The organism is Anoxybacillus sp. CHMUD (assembly GCF_013096965.1).
Taxonomy (GTDB): Bacteria; Bacillota; Bacilli; order Bacillales; family Anoxybacillaceae; genus Anoxybacillus; species Anoxybacillus kestanbolensis_A.
This window is the reverse complement of the sequence record NZ_SDLG01000014.1, coordinates 1-17,587: the sequence shown is the minus strand read 5'-3', so window position 1 is coordinate 17,587 and position 17,587 is coordinate 1. Positions and strand designations below refer to the sequence as shown.

The 17,587-nt window shown below is 40.2% G+C and carries 16 protein-coding genes and 2 pseudogenes; 7 read left to right on the top strand and 11 right to left on the bottom strand.

Annotation, left to right across the window (positions count from 1 at the left end; translation table 11 throughout):
* Nucleotides 1–91 precede the first annotated feature (91 nt).
* Nucleotides 92–781 (bottom strand): TerC family protein, encoded by a 690-nt coding sequence (locus tag ETB99_RS10075; RefSeq protein WP_077429709.1) that lies wholly within the window; start codon nt 779–781, stop codon nt 92–94.
* 225 nt (nt 782–1,006) lie between these two features.
* Between ETB99_RS10075 and ETB99_RS10070 the strand changes: the two genes are divergently transcribed.
* Both ETB99_RS10070 and ETB99_RS15070 read left to right on the top strand, forming a co-directional pair.
* Nucleotides 1,007–1,456 (top strand): C40 family peptidase, encoded by a 450-nt coding sequence (locus ETB99_RS10070; protein ID WP_171700526.1) that lies wholly within the window; start codon nt 1,007–1,009, stop codon nt 1,454–1,456.
* A 188-nt stretch (nt 1,457–1,644) separates the two neighbouring features.
* Nucleotides 1,645–2,214 (top strand): EAL domain-containing protein, encoded by a 570-nt coding sequence (locus ETB99_RS15070; RefSeq protein ID WP_253263610.1) that lies wholly within the window; start codon nt 1,645–1,647, stop codon nt 2,212–2,214.
* On the opposite strand, the gene ETB99_RS10060 is transcribed toward ETB99_RS15070, so the two are convergent.
* Nucleotides 2,131–3,612 carry a methyl-accepting chemotaxis protein gene (locus ETB99_RS10060; protein WP_171700525.1) on the bottom strand — a complete coding sequence of 494 codons (1,482 nt, stop codon included), beginning with the start codon at nt 3,610–3,612 and terminating at the stop codon, nt 2,131–2,133. The genes ETB99_RS15070 and ETB99_RS10060 overlap by 84 nt on opposite strands.
* Nucleotides 3,613–3,729: 117 nt before the next feature.
* Complete coding sequence (locus ETB99_RS10055) at nt 3,730–4,791, bottom strand: nitric oxide synthase oxygenase (RefSeq protein WP_171700524.1); 1,062 nt, start codon at nt 4,789–4,791, stop codon at nt 3,730–3,732.
* A 234-nt stretch (nt 4,792–5,025) separates the two neighbouring features.
* Here ETB99_RS10055 and ETB99_RS10050 point away from each other — a divergent pair, with 234 nt between their 5' ends.
* Entirely contained in the window at nt 5,026–5,373 is a 348-nt protein-coding gene (locus tag ETB99_RS10050) for a hypothetical protein (protein ID WP_171700523.1), read from the top strand.
* Nucleotides 5,374–5,378: 5 nt separating this feature from the next.
* On the opposite strand, the gene ETB99_RS10045 is transcribed toward ETB99_RS10050, so the two are convergent.
* Nucleotides 5,379–6,593 (bottom strand): MDR family MFS transporter, encoded by a 1,215-nt coding sequence (locus tag ETB99_RS10045; RefSeq protein WP_171700522.1) that lies wholly within the window; start codon nt 6,591–6,593, stop codon nt 5,379–5,381.
* Between the two features lie 639 nt (nt 6,594–7,232).
* On the opposite strand from ETB99_RS10045, the gene ETB99_RS10040 reads away from it, so the two are divergent.
* The 3 genes from ETB99_RS10040 to ETB99_RS10030 are packed head-to-tail and all read left to right on the top strand — an operon-like array spanning nt 7,233 to nt 8,453.
* On the top strand, nt 7,233–7,814 hold the full coding sequence (locus tag ETB99_RS10040) for a TetR/AcrR family transcriptional regulator (RefSeq protein WP_253263609.1): 582 nt from the start codon (nt 7,233–7,235) through the stop codon (nt 7,812–7,814).
* Complete coding sequence (locus ETB99_RS10035; protein WP_128999419.1) at nt 7,807–8,139, top strand: DMT family transporter; 333 nt, start codon at nt 7,807–7,809, stop codon at nt 8,137–8,139. The genes ETB99_RS10040 and ETB99_RS10035 overlap by 8 nt, the downstream gene beginning before the upstream one ends.
* A complete protein-coding gene (locus ETB99_RS10030; protein WP_091702949.1) occupies nt 8,139–8,453 on the top strand; it encodes a DMT family transporter in 315 nt (104 codons plus the stop codon). Before ETB99_RS10035 ends, ETB99_RS10030 begins: the two co-directional genes overlap by 1 nt.
* Before the next feature lie 65 nt (nt 8,454–8,518).
* Here ETB99_RS10030 and ETB99_RS10025 read toward each other — a convergent pair whose 3' ends face one another.
* From ETB99_RS10025 to ETB99_RS10015, 3 genes are all read right to left on the bottom strand, one after another.
* The gene (locus ETB99_RS10025) at nt 8,519–9,031 is read right to left on the bottom strand and encodes an IS630 family transposase (RefSeq protein ID WP_216366153.1); all 513 of its coding nucleotides are present in this window, start codon (nt 9,029–9,031) and stop codon (nt 8,519–8,521) included.
* A 65-nt stretch (nt 9,032–9,096) separates the two neighbouring features.
* Entirely contained in the window at nt 9,097–9,573 is a 477-nt protein-coding gene (locus ETB99_RS10020; RefSeq protein WP_253263608.1) for a helix-turn-helix domain-containing protein, read from the bottom strand.
* Between the two features lie 319 nt (nt 9,574–9,892).
* On the bottom strand, nt 9,893–10,684 hold the full coding sequence (locus tag ETB99_RS10015) for a TerC family protein (protein ID WP_171700521.1): 792 nt from the start codon (nt 10,682–10,684) through the stop codon (nt 9,893–9,895).
* A gap of 543 nt (nt 10,685–11,227) precedes the next feature.
* Here ETB99_RS10015 and ETB99_RS10010 point away from each other — a divergent pair.
* Nucleotides 11,228–11,999, top strand: a pseudogene (locus tag ETB99_RS10010) (IS630-like element ISBs2 family transposase); the annotation flags it as partial.
* Between the two features lie 22 nt (nt 12,000–12,021).
* On the opposite strand, the pseudogene ETB99_RS10005 reads toward ETB99_RS10010, so the two are convergent.
* The 4 genes and pseudogenes from ETB99_RS10005 to ETB99_RS09990 form a co-directional block, all read right to left on the bottom strand.
* Nucleotides 12,022–12,405: pseudogene (locus ETB99_RS10005) on the bottom strand (IS110 family transposase); the annotation flags it as partial.
* Nucleotides 12,406–12,700: 295 nt separating this feature from the next.
* Nucleotides 12,701–16,042, bottom strand: coding sequence for a DEAD/DEAH box helicase family protein (locus tag ETB99_RS10000; RefSeq protein WP_171700520.1), 3,342 nt, complete (start codon nt 16,040–16,042; stop codon nt 12,701–12,703).
* 48 nt (nt 16,043–16,090) lie between these two features.
* Nucleotides 16,091–16,972 carry a restriction endonuclease subunit S gene (locus ETB99_RS09995; RefSeq protein ID WP_375153716.1) on the bottom strand — a complete coding sequence of 294 codons (882 nt, stop codon included), beginning with the start codon at nt 16,970–16,972 and terminating at the stop codon, nt 16,091–16,093.
* A 123-nt stretch (nt 16,973–17,095) separates the two neighbouring features.
* Nucleotides 17,096–17,587: IS66 family transposase (locus ETB99_RS09990; RefSeq protein WP_171700518.1), on the bottom strand; the 492-nt coding region annotated here is incomplete at its 5' end.

Here is a 17,587-nt window from a genome sequence, read left to right as displayed (position 1 = left end):
CAAGTATATTCACAGGGGGATCGGGGGAATACACTTAGCATTATCCATTATGACCGTTCTTTTGTGTTTTATACGCATGTTTATAAAATTTTTATGCGATTTTTCGTTTATCTGTCTTTTTATTTTTTACATATCCCGCTAGCAAAATAAATGCCGTCACAACAATGAGAAATACGAGCGACTGCGAACCTTGCGGAAAAGCAATCCACCGCTTTATTTGTTCATCCTTTAACAGCATTTCCCCCGCCGTCCACGCTAAAATACCGGAACCAACATACGGAATCCACTTATATTTTTCCATCGCCAACACAATAGCCTTTGACCCGAAAATCATAATCGGAATGCTAATGGCAACACCGAAAGCGATCATGCCGATGTGCCCACCTGAAGCTCCTGCAATTGCGACAACGTTATCTAAACTCATGACCGCATCGGCTACAATAATAGTCCAAATCGCCTTCCATAAACGATCAGCAGCTTGTACGTTCGCTTCTTCCTCTTCGTTAATCAGCACTTTATACGCAATCCAAAGGAGCAACAATCCTCCAACAAAATGAACAAGCGGAATTTGTAATAAAAAGACGATAACAGCAGCAAACAATATGCGCAAAATGACTGCTCCAGCAGTACCAAATAAAATTGCCCGATTGCGTTGTTTTTCCGGCAATCGACGTGTAGCCATCGCAATCACAATGGCGTTATCCCCAGATAAAATAATATCGATCGCAATAATTTTTAACAAAGCGACAATCGCTTCTGACGAAATGATCCAATCACCCATTTGAGGTCCCCTTTTTTCATGTACTTCCCCCCTATCTTATCGCGAAGCTCGTCTACATTCAACTTTTCTGTTCCGACATATATGCTAAATTCTCTCTTTATTTTTGCAAAAATCGATCTTTGTAATGTATTTGTAACATAATTTAATGGCTATGTAACAATTTTTCGACATCTTTTTTGCTATAATTTACTCGTCCATGGAACAAGTCTTTTGGAGGCTCAAGCAATGAAAAAAGCTCTAGTCACTACCACTCTCTTTATGTTGCTATGTTTAACATTTTTTGCAAACCCTTTTAAAACAGAAGCCGCGTTCTCAGCTAACAAGCTGATTGCTGAAGCGCACAAAGTGATTGGCACACCGTACCGTGCAGGAGGAACGACACCAAAAGGATTTGATTGTTCCGGCTTTGTTGGTTATACATACAAAAAAGTAGGCGTTTCTCTTCCTCGTTCTTCAGGAGCGATGTATAAGAAAGGAAAGCCTGTTTCCCTCAAACAATTAGCACCAGGAGATTTGCTGTTTTTCAAAACATCGAAACATAAAGGAATCTCACACGTTGCGATTTATATCGGCAATGGTCGAATGATTCATGCCACATCGTCGAAAGGAGTTAAAGTAGACTCGATTCACCAATCTTATTGGAAACAACGTTTTGTTGGAGCAAAACGACTATAATGCGAAGGCAAGCACTTCATGCCGAACGTTTTTCGACGCGGAGTGCTTGCTCTCGACAGTAAAGCAGGGAATGTTCCCTGCTTTTTTTCATAATTTTTTCATTTCCCCTGCATTTTTCCAATATATAATGTATGTAACATGGGGATGATGGAGGGACATAACACCGATGACAAAAAGAAAAGTGGCCGATGATCGTAAGCGTCCTTGCAACGATATGTTTTATTCCCATTTTGCTGCTTTGTCCGTCACTAACAATGACGTTTGAACAAAATCACTTTTTATCGTTTCACACCATTCTTGAACTTTTCAGTATTACATTCGCTATGGCCATTGCGCTTCAAGGGTGGATTTCGTTTCCACAATCTTTGTCACGTCGACGCTTGCGCATTGCGACGACATTTTTATTGGAACAAACTTGCTTTCAACCACAATATATTGAACTAGAAATTACAGAAAACATCGCTTTAAGCGATGAAAAACAAGTCATTGAAACGATTCAGGCACTAAAACAAATGGGCATTCGCATCGCCATTGACGATTTCGGCAGCGGCTACTCATCGATCGCCTACTTACGCCATATCTCCGTCGATACACTAAAAATTGATAAATCGTTTCTTTCCGAAATCGTCACATATGAGAAAGCACCTCCAATTTCTCGAGGTGCTTTCTACATTTTATACTATTTGTTGTTGAATGACTGCAGCGCGTTGGGCGGTTTCTGTCACATATGCTGCCATTTTTTCATTTGCGTCTTTTAAATGTTCAACTGTTGCGCTTACTTCTTCAAGCGATGCGCTCGACTGCTGAATGAAAACAGAAAAATCACTAATCGAACGATCCATTTTTTCTCCTTGCTTCTCGAGCTTTTCGCTAATGATAAAAAAGTAAGATAATTGTTCTTGCAAATGATTTAACGACTGATACAATTTTTCAAAATACATATTTACTTCATCCGTCAACGTTTCATTTTTCGTTAACTGCTCACTCGTTTCATCCATCCGCTCTAATAGCTCATTGTTGCTTTCATTCACTTCTGACAAATTGCGAACGATATGTTGTGTCGTTTCTTCCGTCAATACAGCCAACTTGCGAATCTCTTCAGCGACGACCGCAAATCCTTTTCCATACTCTCCTGCTCGCGCAGCTTCAATGGTTGCGTTTAGCGCTAACAAGTTCGTCTGATTCGTAATTTGCTTAATTTGTTTCGTTAACTCATTTGTATTAGCAATTTTACTTGTTAACGCATTTAATGTTGCTTTTGTCGCATGAATCGCCTCATGAAATTGTTCTGTGTGGGTTAATAAAAGATGCATTTTTTGTATACCCGCTTGTGCCATCTCGCTCGATTGCAAGGAGTGCTCCTTTAATTGTTTAGACGTTTCATAAATTTGCTCACCCATCGCTTTCGCTTCCGCTACTTCATCATGAATATCAATGACTTGTTCACTTTGCGCTTGACCTGCTACCGCTGCTTGTCGAATCGCTTCTTTCATTTCTTCTTGCGCTTGTACATTTTGAAGTACTTGTTGATGAATGTGTTTAACATTTTCAATAATATGCTTTAACTGACCTTCAAGTTCATGTCTTCTTGCCATTTGTTTTTCCTTTTCGGCATGTGCTTGCCCTACATGTTCAACGAGTTGATGAAATTGCTTCCGACTTAAATGCAATAACACCGAAAGGGCAATGCCAATCATCACATAAACAATAAAAACCGTATGTCCTGTCTTTTGAAATACTTGCTGAAAAGAAGATGGAACAAGTGCACCGACAACTAAAATGATAATGCCAAGCAGAAGTCCTGTTACAAACAACGTGCGATTCAAATGCAATACAGATAACACAACTAAACAAAAAGCGAGTGCGATCGTTCCTAAACTTCCCCCTGTCGTAAATAAACTACCTAATGTCGCAGAAAATAATATAAAAATAATAAAATATGGATAGATGTGTTCGTACTTTTTCATCTTTTTTAACGCCATATACACGAGGGCATTTAGAACAAGACTGCCACCATAAATGGTAATCTTCTCAACTTTCTCTCCAATCAAAATAAGCCCGATCACACCTGTTACTGCGCTAAATGTGTAAATAAGGAACAAGAAAAAATTTTTCCTTCGCATTTCTTCCATTTTGAGTTGCTCAATAAAATCCACTCGAGCCTCCCCCTTTTCCTTTTTTCTATAACTATATCAAAAAAATAAGAAAGTAGTAAATGATATTCTGAAAATTAGGAATATATTCATATAAAAAACACCGCGCGAACGGCGGTGTCATTCATAAGGACGTTGTTGATAAAAATAATTCGGTTTGACTATTGTATTCTCGTAATATTGATGGAAGATGTGCGTTGTTGCAGGCGAAAGCGGAGGAATAAGCCACGTCCAACTGCCCGTTACTTTCCTTCCTACTTCTTGCTCTTGCTGTTCAAAACGTTTAAACTGCTGAGCCGCTGTATGATGATCGACAATACTTACCCCTGCTTTTTTATATGAGTATAGAACAGCGATATTTAATTCAACAAGCGCCTGATCTTTCCATAGTGTGCTATTTTTTGACGTATCAAGCCCCATGCATGAAGCGATTTTCGGAAGCATGTTATATCGGTAATCGTCAGCGAAATTGCGCGCACCAATTTCTGTTCCCATATACCATCCGTTAAATGGGGCCGCTGTATAACGGATGCCGCCAATCTCCAAACACATATCTGAAATAATCGGCACAGCATACCATTTAAGCTGTAAATCATGAAACCACGAAAACGTCGGATGTTCAATCGGCACTTCAAGCACAATATCCTTTGGAATCGGAAATAACTTCGGCTCGCGACCATCGACTTGGATGACAAGCGGTACAATATCAAAATGCGTTCGTTCCCCTCTCCACCCTAACTTCTCACACGCTTTCGTAAACGAAATTGACGATGGATCCCCGATCATTCCGTGCTCTGTCTCATAACCAGCGTAGCGAATTAACTGATGATTCCAAATGCGCACACGCTCCGGACGAAAAATCGTAATGGTCGGACGGATTTTCCCACCGTTTGTCGCAAAAGCAATGTGATGGAATAGCCACTCGGCAACATCTTCTTCTCTCTCTATCGCACGTGCATCAAACACATGAAGCGTTTGCCAAAATAAACGTCCAATACAACGATTGCTATTGCGCCATGCCATGCGCGCCCCGTGCTCAAGCTCCTCATATGTATGTTCATACGTCCCTGTTTGTTCAATCTCATGCTGAATTTGTTGCAAACGTTCATGCATGTCATCATCGCTTTTTCCTAACTCTGTATAACATAAAGTGATAAATTGTTCCGCCTCTTTCCATAACATGTATGCTCGTCACCCCATCATCGTATCTCCTTACTACAATACATCATATATAGAGAAAATGAAAATAAAGAGCGCATATTTTCTTATTCCGATCCCTGTCTTTATGATTTATAATAGATATCGGGGAACGGTCTTCACCTACACTACCACACAAACAAAACCTCTTCTTAACACCCGACATGCCACATAGCTGTTTCCCTCTCTACTTTTCCAAACGAAAGGAGGGATATAAATATGGAGCGTACGTTGCTACAAATTTTGGACAAGCTTGAAAAAATGGAAACAAATATGGTAACGAAGCAAGAACTTTCAGAAATCAAAGCAGAACTTGAGAAAGTCAAAGATAATATGGCAACAAAGCAAGAGCTACAAGAAGTCAAAGATCATATGGCAACAAAGCCAGACTTCATGCTTATCCAACAAGCTGTACTTGAGACAAATGAAATCGTCAAAAAGCTAGAAAGTAAAATCGACACCCATGAGCAACTATTGACTCTTCTTTCGCATCGCTCTCTTGAACATGAGGCAGCCATTTCTAGCATTCGTTTCATTCCACCATCTCTCCGGCTACAAAAAATATAAAACGGTTATAAACTATACTCAATATGCCGTTTCGTCACCTTCATTAAACGGCCAACATATAAGAAAACAGGAAAACCGATGGAAGTACATAAAGCTAATAAGCTAAAAATAAGCAAATGGTTGCCATAACCAAGATGTTCAAGCATCAATCCTCCAATCCAAGGACCAACGGCGTTACCTATGGCCGTAAAACCGATAGAACCAAAATATAATCCTTTCATATGTTGAGGTGCAATTTGGTCAATAAATATGTCGACCATTGAAAACATCATCACTTCCCCGACGGTTAATACAAACATAGACGCAAATAACATCGGAACAGCAGTAAATAAACCAAATCCAAAAAGACCTAAGGCTACCGCGCCAATGCCAAGCATAATCGATGTTAATGCAGAATAATGCTTGCCAATTCTTGAAACGGGATACTGTACAACGAGTACCGTAATGGCGTTAAATACAATTAAATAAGAAAAAAGCTGTACACCATCTTCGTATTGCGACAAATATTGTGGAATGGTTGAATTAAATTGCGAATACCCTGTAACACCGAGAATCATTCCAATCACGGTGAATAAAAACACACGATCGTTCCTTAATACGTTGACAGCATTGCGAAGTGTTACATGTTCGGATGTATCGCTATCGTTTTGGTCAATCGTATCGTTTGAAAAAAGAGCGACGAGCAAAATGAAGTAAAGAAAATAAACAAAAGCGGTAATAAAAAAAGCGTCTGTTGATGACGAACTGCCGATTTTCAACCCCACTAATGGACCAATCGCCGCCCCTACATTAATTGCTGCATATCGCAAGTTAAACACAAGCAATTTATTTTCTTGTTTTGTCACTTGCGACAACAACGCTCGCGACGAAGGTTCAAAAAACGAACGACATAAGCCGTTTAACGCATTTAATAGAAAAAACGTCCAAACACTCTCCGCTGTCGCAAAACCAATAAACACGAACGTCCACATCAAAAGAGAAATTTTCATCACTTTCTCTCGCCCGTATCGATCGGAAACATACCCGCCAAAAAAACCACCAAACAGTCCTACAATCGAACTAATCCCAATAATTGCCCCTGCAAACGAAGCGCTGACTCCTTTTACGCTCGTTAAATAAATGGCTAAAAACGGAATGGTCATAAACATCGCCATTCTTGCAAATAACGTTCCGATAATGATGGTTATGCTAATAGGATGTAGTTTTTTTATATTCTCCATAATTCCCCTTCTATCATGAAAATGAACTTTATGTAAAATTATATTATAATTCACAATAAATCAAAAATATTTTAATAACATTGTAGTGAAGCGGAAAACATCATCATTACTATATAGAAGGGCGATCTCACAAATGAAAAAGGAAAGGGATGTCCTTTCCTTTTTTTGTTATCAATATTTCTCTAATAGAACGATTGACCTTTTACAAACCGCGTTCTAATTTCGCAACACACTCCACATATGCTGAGTGTCGTACGTTGAAAAGTAACAGGAGGAAAACAGTTTGTTTTACCTGTTTATTTTGGCTTCCATGATGAAACATCTTCATATGACTTGCAGAACGAAAAGTTTGTAGAAGATGAGGAAAATGGGTTTAGGAATCACTATACATCTATATAAGTTGCAATTTTGTTTTACATGGCATTGTTCGCTCTTCTTGTCACCGTGCCAGCTTGTCAGGTGATAAAGACGGGACATGGAGATCGGAAATTCTTTATTACAACCTATATACATAAAAAATTTTGGTAACGGAGTAAGGCTAGGGGATTTGACTTCGAATATAGTATGTGTTAATTTCACCTTACGAACGTTCGGGAAGGTGGTTGGAGGTAAACATTAGATCAACTGAAGGAAGTTTCATTGCATCATTTTGCATTGCGTGGCTATGAGGGTGCTTCGCTGGCACATACTGCGAAGGATGTCGGTATTAAAAAACAGTCTATTTATACGTACTTTGCAGGGAAGGATGATTTATTCCTTCAAATCTGTGAGGACGCTTGTAAATTTGAAATCAGCATGGTGATGGAGGATTTAGTTCTGACTAAGGGTAAGCCAATAAAAAATATTTTATACAATTTTTTGGAGCAATCGATGGAACGCTGTGCAAAGTATGATTCAACGAAATTCATGCTAGGGAATGCCTTTTTGCCACCAGTTCATTTACGTGAGCAAGTGATGAGTGAGCTGTATAGCTATTTAGATAAGCTAGAAGAGTTATTTATTCCGATATTCAATAAGGCAAAAGAGGCAGGCGAAATTTCTTCAATGATAGACGAAGAGATGGCGACGGCGGCTTTTTTAGCTGTTTTAGATAGTTTATTTGTTGAAATGTTATACGGAGATGCCCATCGCCTAAAAAAGCGTTTTCATGCTTCATGGTATCTATTTTGGTGTGGTCTTACAGCAAAGGAAATGAAATTGGAGGACAATAAACATGAGTAAAAGTTGGCTTTATGTTGTTTTAGCAGGAATAGTCGAGGTTTTATGGGTAATTGGTTTGAAGTATTCAGTCAGTTGGTTTGAATGGGCTGCCACAGCAGTATTAATCGGTTTATCTTTCTATTTAATCATCCTCTCAACACAAACTCTACCTGTTGCGACAGCCTATGCAGTTTTTACAGGGATGGGTACAGCTGGAACAGCAATTGTAGATATACTTGTATTTGGGGAAGAGTTTAGTTGGATGAAGATGCTGTTTCTTGTTTTACTTATAATTGGTATTTTAGGCTTGAAGCTCGTTACAAATGAAGAAAAGGATGTAGCATAATGGCTTGGGTTACGTTAATTTTAGCAGGAATATTTGAAGTGGTTGGCGTGATAGGTATTAACCTAGTTGCAAAGCACAATAAAATCCAATCATATATGGTATTAATCCTTGGTTTTCTAGTAAGCTTTAGTCTATTAAGTATAGCGTTAAGCACATTGCCAATGGGAATAGCCTATGCAGTTTGGACAGGGATCGGTACTGTTGGAGGAACACTAGTGGGGATGTTTGTTTATGGTGATGCAAAGGATTGGAAAAGAATATTATTTATAGCCCTCATTATAACGGCGATTGTGGGTCTAAAACTATCATCATAGTATTCTAAAAGCTGTTTATGTTTATACAATATATATACATCCAAATTGGCATTTTAACCTCTGATTCACACAGCACACCCCATGCGGCGTAACACCTCATCTGGATGTTGTAAGACGTACTGTTTAAAGCGAGTAATGGATTGGGTAATGTCGTTTTGATCCTTGTGAAAAACGTTGGCAATCACCTCATCTTTCAACCACTTCCATAACCGTTCAATCGGGTTCAACTGTGGAGAATACGGTGGCAAAAAGATGAAATGAAAAGCAGCACCTTCCCCGCCATCAAGAAAGGCTTGTACCATCTTGGCATGATGAATACGCACATTGTCCAACACAAGCACGAGGAATCGATCAGCATATTTCTCTTTCAATCGGCGCAAAAAGTCAAGGAACGTTTTGGCATTGGCGGATGATGCACGATGAAACACCACATCGCCTTGTTGAACGCCAACTGCACCAAAAATGGACACATGGTCATGGTGTCCGTAGCTTGGCACTTGTTTCTGATTCCCTACTTCTGCCCATGTCGTACGCAACGCTTGATAGGCACGAACATGTGTCTCATCCACATCAAACATGGTAACAGTCTCGGTAATTAGTTTTTTTTATAAATTCAAGTTCTCTTTGAAAAGCAGCTTGACGCTTAGCGTCTCCTTTGACTATACGTCGGGCGTGTCCATGACAAACGCAAACGATGCAACAACTTGCGAATCCCTTCCCGTGACATGGAAACACCATAGGTTTGTTGAATGTAAGATTGTAAAATGCGCGTGTTCCATGACGAAGCGATGCCCCAGCCAGCATCCACAGGTGTAGTAGTTAACACGAGTTGTCTAATTTCTTGTTGTTGTTCTTCCGTAAGAAACGGCACACGACCAGGCGGCAACCGACGATCGAGTAGATGATCGAGCCCACCTTGATTAAACCGTGCAACGTAGATGGCAACGGATTGACGGCACACGTTGACCATTTTGGCCACATCTTTACCGAGGTGACCTTCCATGACAAGACGAACAGCGGTCACCCGAACACGAAGGGAAGCATCTTTGATTTTCCGTTCTTGTTTCCGAAGGGTTCGAGGTGTCCAGCCGTGATCATTTGTGATTTTCAGACGTTTCATGCCAATTCCGCTCCTTTTGTATAGAAATATTTAGGAGCAGTATAGCCATGAAGAAAGGTGTTCATACAGAAGTCATGGTTTTAAGGTGCATGTATATATATTTGTTGACTGAATCTTAAAATTGCTTTTTCCTGCGCCGATAAATTCCAAATCTTGTTCTTATCATTCAGTAATATTCTCGAACTTTTCTTTGTACACACCTTTGAACCAATTCATTGAACGATTTCAAATAAATGTTCTCTTTCTAGATTATTAAAGCCCGAGCCGTCCAAATAAAGGGCGGCTCAAGCTATGTTTCTAAAAGGGAAAATCTTTGAAACTACCCATTTCCATTGGATTCTTCTGCGGAAGGCAGTTCTTTTTTCTCCTTTGATAAAAACCAGCCACCTAATGCGATCAGAACGAGTACAGCATAGAATGTTATTTTCCATTCAGGTGATTTTGCAAACCCTTCAGGTAATATTGCCAGCTGAGGGTGTGATAACGTATAAACAGATAGCTTTACCCCAACCCAGCCAACAATGAGAAACGCAGCGATTTCCAAACCAGGTTTCGAATGAAGCAATTTTACAAAGAAATTAGCAGCAAAGCGCATAATAATTAAGCCTATTAATCCTCCAGCAAAGATAACGAGAAACTTACCTCCATCCAGTCCGCCGATTTGCGGAAGATTTGTATTCGGAAGCGTAACTGCTAATGCTACTGCTGCAAGAATGGAGTCGACTGCAAATGCGATATCGGCCAATTCTACTTTGAAAACAGTTCCCCAAAATCCGGATTGTTTCTTTTCCTGTATTTCTTTATTTTTTTCTTTTTCTTTATTTACAGCAACTTTTCTAAAAATATGATTGATTGCGATGAATAAAAGATAAAGAGCACCTATCGCCTGAATCTGCCATACATTGACAAGGAATGAAATCACAAATAGTGAAGCAAAACGGAAAACGAATGCACCTGCAAGCCCATAAAACAACGCTTTCTTTCTTTGTTCTTCCGGAAGATGCTTGACCATAATAGCTAAAACAAGTGCATTATCAGCTGCCAAAATCCCTTCAAGTGCAATTAGAAGTAGTAATACCCAGCTGTATTCTAATAAAATTGAAAGTTCCATGTAACCTGAATCCTCCTTTAGTATTTTACTGTAGTTTGATGTTTCATTTTCTAAATAAGACCGTATTTTCCTTTAGGAGAGCCAACATTCATTTTTACCAACCATTATGAATTTTATCCTTTTTATACACTCAAGCAAATAAATCATCCTTTTTACAACGAGTAAATGCTGTCTTTTTTTTATACACTTACCTCCCAGATTATCAAATAAAAAACCTTTACCATGTATGGTAAAGGTTTTACATACAAATAAAGACCTTTACCAACGGGTAAAGGTCTTGCTAACAACGTTAACGTTGCCAACAAAGCCGGGAGCGGCAAAACTCCGAAATGACGACTTTGTTGTAAAAGCTACTCCCCTTTAGGAGAACTATTCAACTGTCCAATTTAATCATAAAATAACCTATATGAATCTGTCAATTATTATTTTTACCCGTGGTGCTAGTTGAGCGTTAAGACTCAACTATATAAATTGAAATAAAGGTTTTCTCCCGTTCCACGGCGAATAAATACAAAGAGAAAATAGGGGAACGGAGAGAAAACTATGATGCCAAATCACAAAGACGAGATCGAAAAGTTGTCCACTGCCATGAAAGAAGCAAAAAGTAAACGAGCATATGAACGCTACCAAGCGATTTATCTTCATTTGCAGGGATATACCAAAGGAGAAATCGCAACGATTATTGGTCGATCCAAGAAAACTATTTATAACTATATTCATGCCTACGCCCAGCGCGGTCTTGATGGACTGGAGATGAAATACTCACCTGGCGCCCCACGTCGATTGACCCCTGAGCAGGAAAAAGAGCTGGCTTTGATCATTGAACATCAGCTCCCCGTAGATGTGGGATTCGAAGCAAAATATAATTGGACGCTTGCGATAATCGCTGAACTCATTCAACAAAAGTGGGGGCCAACATACACGCTTCGCGGAACAAGTGACATTCTGCATCGGTTAGGGCTAAGCTATACGAAACCGACCTATACACTAGCCAATGCCGATGAAGAGAAACAAAAAGAATTCGTCGAAATCACCTTCCCTGAAGTAAAAAAAACTGGTAGATGGGAACATCGCCCATGTCCTCTTTCAAGATGAGTCGATGATTCGTGATTACCAAGCGATTCAAAAAACATGGTTTGTCAAAGGAAAACAACGAATCATTCCGACGTTTGGAAAACATCAAGGGTTGAAGCTGATTGGCACGTTGAACTACGAAACAGGGGAAGTGTTTTGCATCGAAGAAGAACGCTATGACGCGGAAACATTTCTTCGATTTCTTCAACTTGTGTTAGAACGCTATCCCACAGGCAAAATTGCGAACAGTGCCAGGCACTATTCGCAATGACGAGAGCGTCTTTGGCATCGTGCTTCGTTGGCAAGTTGTCGTCCAGTTCCTTCGACCGTTTGACATGCATCGGATTGACCATCACCAATGGGATCCCTTTTTCCTCAAGGAAATAGGCGAGGTTCAACCAGTAATGTCCGGTCGGTTCGATTCCGACGATGACTTCCGTTTTGCCAAACTCCCTCATCGTTTCTTGGATCAACGCATAGAACTGCTCGAATCCGATTCTTGACTGGGACACCGAAAATGACTCTTTCAGTACCCGACCTCGTGCATCTACGATCGCTGCGTAATGTTTTTGTTTGGCAATATCCATTCCTATCACTAATGTTTGATCGGTGACTTGTTCAATTTTGAGATTTTGTGTACAATTCATAGTAAGTCCTCCTTGGTTTGATGATAGGGTCAACTTTCCATTGACACCCCTGCATCATACCAAGAGGGCTTTTTTCTTTCAAGTCCCCCGAAAACCTTTCTAACAGGAATGCTCCCTAGACAAACTTTGCGACTACAAAACCTAATCTTCCGTCTTTTCTTCTATTCAAACATATTAAGACACCTTTGAGATGCTTCACCCTCAAAGATGCCTTAACACCGAAGAAAAACAAAATATATGGAAATTATTAGCAACAACCACAACGGCTAACTAGATACCACAAAGAATGTTTGCGTTACGCCCCCACAATATCTTCCGAATTCCGGTTAATCTCATCGATAATGCGAATGATCCTCCGCGCGTCATCCATGTTGTCTTTAAAGAGTTCAACAATGCTGCCGACGGTTTTAAATGGTTCTTCCTGCAACACTTTTTTATCCATGACCCCATTTTTCACAAAGTAATCGACGATCAATTTGACAAAGCGGCTTTGTTGGATGTTCAACCGTTCGCTTGATAAAAATTCAGAAAACGCTTCGTTGGCGGCCTGCGGGTCAAGGCCGACGATTTGGCGGACGAGTTTTGTAATCGGTGTGTCTCCGAATTCTCTTTTATAATCTTCCTGTGTGCCAAGCTCATTCCAAAGAATATGCTCCAACGTTTTTAAGTCTTGGACTGTTAGCTTTTTATTATTTCGCAACTTGTAAATGGCCATCTGGTCGCGGTGTTCGTGCAGATAATGTTCAACCTTTTTCCGATAATTTTTCAGATCATTGACATTAAACATCGGACCATTTTCTTTGACCTCTAAAACTTGGTCTTTAAAGTTCGTATAGTAAATTTTTTGCGTTTCTTTTTCAAGGAATTTGACTAAGTCACGCAACGCTTCGCGAACGGCTTCCAATTCGAAAATATCGGCTTCGCTCCAAAACTCTTCCGTCTGCACCTTTTCGATGATATATTTTTGTTCCATCACTTGAGGAATGGAACCGAGCTTAGATAACGCCTCTGCGGTGCGAATCACACTGCGAATCGGCTTTGTGGCATTTTTCGTTTGCAGCTTCGCCAACTCAATCGTGTACATAAGCAAATCAAAACGTTTCGCCAATTCATCATCGTTTAGCGGAACAATCAGCGGCGAAATATGTTCTTTGATTTCATTGACATCCATCGCCGTTAAGGAATCCCATTTCGCCCGATTTTTAAACTTGTGTACGTATTGAATATGTTGGCGTACGCGGAAGTTTTCTTCGTTTAACTTATTGATTTCCGCTAGCACTTCGTCAATCAATTCATTGCGATGGGCAATATACTCTTCTTCTTGATATTGTAAATGCTGCAGTTCTTTAATGATTTCAATTTTGGCGTTAAACAAACGCTCTGTTAAGCTTTCCACCGCTTTTCCTTCGATTCCCTTTGGATTCTCGCGGAAAAACTCGAAGTTGCCGCAATAGTCAAAAATAAGGAAATGCGTTTTATCTTGTCCAACTCCGAATAATTCTTTGCATAAACGGGTTCCGCGCCCGATCATTTGCCAAAACTTTGATTTGGATCGTACTTTCTTGAAGAACACAAGGTTGACGACTTCCGGAATATCGACTCCCGTATCGAGCATATCGACCGATACCGCAATTTGCGGCAATTTGTTACGGTCGGAAAAATCATCGATTAATGTTTGGTAGTAGTTCACGCTGTAATCAATGACTCGTGCAAAGCCGCCCTTGTATTCAGGGAACAATTGATCAAAGCGCTCCACGATTCGTTCCGCATGACGATGATTTTTCGCAAAAATAATCGTTTTGCCGAGTTTGTCTCCGCCTTCGACGCGAATCCCTTTTTCCATTAAATCTCTCAGTACCGTATCAATCGTATCGTCATTAAACAGCCATTCGTTTAACGCGGCACTGTCAATGTCCTCGCCCACTTCCTCATCAAATGTTTCTTCATATCGTTCTTTTTCTTCATCCGGTAACTCATCGTAATGAATGCCCTCTTCAAGAAATTTGAGCTTTGTTTCAATGGTACGATAATCGACTAAATAGCCATCTTGAACGGCTTGATCTAACTCATAGGCATAGGTCGGCACACCGTTTTCTAAATCGAATACTTCATATGTATTGCGATCAATTTCGTCCTTTGGTGTGGCGGTAAGCCCAAGCAATATTGCGTCAAAATAGTCAAAAATTGCTCGGTACTTCTTGTAAATACTGCGATGGGATTCATCGACGATAATTAAATCAAAATGCCCGACGGTAAAGAGGCGTTTGCCGTCTTTTCGCTTCGCTTCGTCAATCGCGTTCATCATTGTCGGGTACGTCGAAAACACCATGCGGCTTTCCTCTGGATTGTCTTTGTTATCGAGCAAATTACAAAGTGTCAAGTTCGGCAACAAATGGCTAAAGCTGTTTTTGGCTTGCGTTACCAGAGTTTTGCGGTCCGCTAAAAACAAAATATTTTTTACCCAATTGTGGCGAGTGAGAACATCGACAATCGAAATCGCCGTCCGGGTTTTGCCGCTCCCCGTCGCCATGACAAGCAATGCTTTGCGCCGTTTGTTCTCGAGCGCGTCGCATACGGCTAAAACCGCTTCTTTTTGGTAATAGCGATTCGTTATGTTGTCATTGATTTGCACATTTTTTAGCGGCTTCTTCATCGTCCGACGATCAATAAGCAAGCTTAATTCTTCCTTATTGTAAAAGCCGGAAACTCTCCGCGCCGGATAGTTAAGGTCGTCCCAAATATACGTTTCAAAACCGTTTGTGTTAAAAATGATTGGACGTTGGCCGTGCATTTTTTCAATACAGTCGGCATACAATTTCGCCTGTTGCTTTCCTTTGTTCGGGTCAGCGGTTGTCCGTTTCGCTTCGATGACCGCCAGCGGCTTCCCGTTGTCGCCAAAAAGGACGTAATCGACATAGCCGACTCCTTCTTGATTCGGCATGCCAACGACAGGGTATTCCACAATAACGTCCTTTTTAAATTCCCAACCCGCCAGCTTCAAATCTAAATCAATATATTTCTTTCTTGTTTCCCATTCGCTTAGTTCATCGACTTGGAAGTGATATTCTTTTGTATTCGCTTCCCGTTTGGCGGTGAGAAGAGCGCAGAGCTGTTCGTTTTCTTTCATCATTTCCTCAAGACGCTTGTCTTTGGAGCTTAACCGTTCGTATAAATCTTTTAATTCTTCCGGACGCTCGCGCTTTTCCTCGCCAATTGGCAGCAATGATTCGTCAAAGTCCGTAGCCGTATATTCATCTGAATAACAATAATCAATCCAAGACACAAACTGATGAAGATTATGCAGGGAAAGAATCGCTTCTTCCCTCGTAATCATCGAGTTCGTATGAACCGCGACATTTCCCAGTTTGACAATGTAACGCAACAACGGCAACAAGTCTTCATCAATAATGGACAAAAAGACGTTGTCATGAATCAAACTGGAAAGATTATCTTGATACGGAACTTTCAAAGCGCTGTCAAAGCTGTACACCCACTTCACCGCAAGCTCCAGCGCACGGCGCGTCAAAATCGCGCACGTCGCCGGGCTGACGACCAAGCTTTTCTCCGCCTCCAAACACGCATTTGTAAAGCTCTCATAATGAGGTTTTCCTATTAAAAAACGAAAGTTGGATAACAACAAATCCCCCTCCCTCGACCAAACCAACATGAATTTCCTTCACATTTATTAATCGTTGAATAGTTCTCCCTTAAATGCCTGTTGCATGAGGGAACTGAAGTTATTTTCGAGTTCTTCTAGGCTCTTTTGAAGAAGGTCTTTTTGAGATTCTATTTTTTGTACTATTTCTGCAAATTTGTTTTGGAGCTCCAATGGTGGTAATAAGATATTAAAGTTTTTAATTTGTGTGTAATTTAGCGCCTCCCTAGTTGCTCCTGAGTTTAAAAACTTAATAGAATGCTGAAACTGAGGACTCGCTATGTAATAAGACAAGTAAAATGGATTAACTCCTTCGGTTAACCTAATGATACATACATGTTGATTAACATTTGCTTGGTTATTTTCCCCAAGATAAACTGCCACTCTTCCAATTGAAGCTCCTGTAATATTGAGTAAAACGTCATACTTTCTTAATTGACTTCTTTTCATACTTTCGTGAACTTCTTCAGTGATGAAAACAACATCATCTAAATTAAGTTTATTCATATGGACATTTTGGCTTCTTATTAGGGGAATACCTTGCGGAACATAAGCACTTTGTCCCCCACGAGGCGTGACTCCGCTAGAAACATGAGTTGTATACTCACCTAATTTAACAACTTCAAAATTTTTATTATTCCTCAATGGATCCCCAAACATCTCCAAAAACACACTTTGCGTTAACTGGTCTAACGCTTCAATTTGAGCTTTACGTTTGTCGATGAGTTCTTGAGTTTTGTCTAGAATAGAAACAATTTTTAATTGAGTTTCCTTTGAAGGTAAGTCTATACTCAAGCTTTTTAAATAATTATCTAATTTCAAGTTAATGATCCCAGTCGTTTTGTTCTGATATTTTAACACAGCTTTAGTCTTGTACTTATAAAATAAGTAATAAAAAAGATATTTGTTTATAACCTTATTACTATCTGGTCTTAAAATACTAGTGAAGTTATTACATAAATGTAACTATTCACCCCAGTGCTAGTGTATAAAAAAGCCCAGCACAAATAGGGCATTTCGGTCATAGAAAATGCCCTAGGTAGCGGAAAGAACTCGATCGATCGTTTCGCCTGCCAACAGAAGACACAACGAGTCCCACACGTTTTTTTCGTGTTTCGTAAGTGTGGAAACGATGCTTCTTGCGATGCAAAACGACTGCGCGAACGTTTCGTCACGAAATGTACCCGAGATGTTCTCTTTGACTTTGACCATGCGAAGATCTCGCTCGGCTTGGTTATTGTCAAAGGGAACATGCACTTCACATAAGAAACGCAGCGCTTCTTCCTTTCGTTTTTGAAGGCGTCGAACAAAAGCGAGTGCTTTTTTCGGAAGAGGCGTCTTCGCTTCCAATCGGTGCTGTGCTTTCGCTAGGATACGATCATACACTCGTTCCCATCGTTTCGCTTCTTCTTCGGAAAGTGCACCGTGATGGGCTTCGACGGCTTGCTTGGCGGCTAACAGAAACGTGGTCATGCGCATCGCCCACGTATGCCCTTGTTCGATGAATCCTTTTAACTCACGCAAATG

Excerpts from the sequence above, each read along its gene's own strand:
- ETB99_RS10075 (WP_077429709.1), bottom strand. The coding sequence starts at position 781 with ATGGGTGATTGGATCATTTCGTCAGAAGCGATTGTCGCTTTGTTAAAA.
- ETB99_RS10070 (WP_171700526.1), top strand. The coding sequence starts at position 1,007 with ATGAAAAAAGCTCTAGTCACTACCACTCTCTTTATGTTGCTATGTTTA.
- ETB99_RS15070 (WP_253263610.1), top strand. The coding sequence starts at position 1,645 with ATGATCGTAAGCGTCCTTGCAACGATATGTTTTATTCCCATTTTGCTG.
- ETB99_RS10055 (WP_171700524.1), bottom strand. The coding sequence starts at position 4,791 with ATGTTATGGAAAGAGGCGGAACAATTTATCACTTTATGTTATACAGAG.
- ETB99_RS10050 (WP_171700523.1), top strand. The coding sequence starts at position 5,026 with ATGGAGCGTACGTTGCTACAAATTTTGGACAAGCTTGAAAAAATGGAA.
- ETB99_RS10045 (WP_171700522.1), bottom strand. The coding sequence starts at position 6,593 with ATGGAGAATATAAAAAAACTACATCCTATTAGCATAACCATCATTATC.
- ETB99_RS10035 (WP_128999419.1), top strand. The coding sequence starts at position 7,807 with ATGAGTAAAAGTTGGCTTTATGTTGTTTTAGCAGGAATAGTCGAGGTT.
- ETB99_RS10030 (WP_091702949.1), top strand. The coding sequence starts at position 8,139 with ATGGCTTGGGTTACGTTAATTTTAGCAGGAATATTTGAAGTGGTTGGC.
- ETB99_RS10025 (WP_216366153.1), bottom strand. The coding sequence starts at position 9,031 with ATGTTTGATGTGGATGAGACACATGTTCGTGCCTATCAAGCGTTGCGT.
- ETB99_RS10020 (WP_253263608.1), bottom strand. The coding sequence starts at position 9,573 with ATGAAACGTCTGAAAATCACAAATGATCACGGCTGGACACCTCGAACC.
- ETB99_RS10015 (WP_171700521.1), bottom strand. The coding sequence starts at position 10,684 with ATGGAACTTTCAATTTTATTAGAATACAGCTGGGTATTACTACTTCTA.